The sequence below is a fragment of the Bacillus sp. SIMBA_008 genome, assembly GCF_046535495.1.
In the GTDB taxonomy this organism is placed as follows: domain Bacteria; phylum Bacillota; class Bacilli; order Bacillales; family Bacillaceae; genus Bacillus; species Bacillus subtilis.
The window spans coordinates 1-264 of sequence record NZ_JAWRWL010000619.1 but is presented as its reverse complement, the minus strand read 5'-3'; the positions used below and the strand labels follow the sequence as shown (position 1 = coordinate 264).

General features: G+C 50.8%; 1 protein-coding gene. It reads left to right on the top strand.

All coding sequences use genetic code 11. The features are described from left to right. Window positions 1–264, top strand: a 264-nt coding sequence (locus tag SB658_RS24675; RefSeq protein WP_410603025.1) for an AMP-binding protein, incomplete at both ends; no start/stop codon positions are given.

Genomic DNA, 264 nt, shown 5'->3' with positions numbered 1-264 from the left:
GCATTGGACCAGAACAATTTGTCGCAATGGCTCTGCCTCGGTCCATCGATATGGTCGTAAGTCTATTAGCCGTCGTCAAAACAGGGGCCGCCTATCTGCCACTAGACCCTGATTATCCTAACGATCGTGTCGCCTATATGCTAGAAGATGCCAAACCGGCGTGCTTGCTCACAGTCAAAGAGACAGCAGATCGTTTTGACCATTCACACATCATTCAACTGGATGATGCAACTACTCATCAGGAGATAGCCGGCAGTCCGCGCC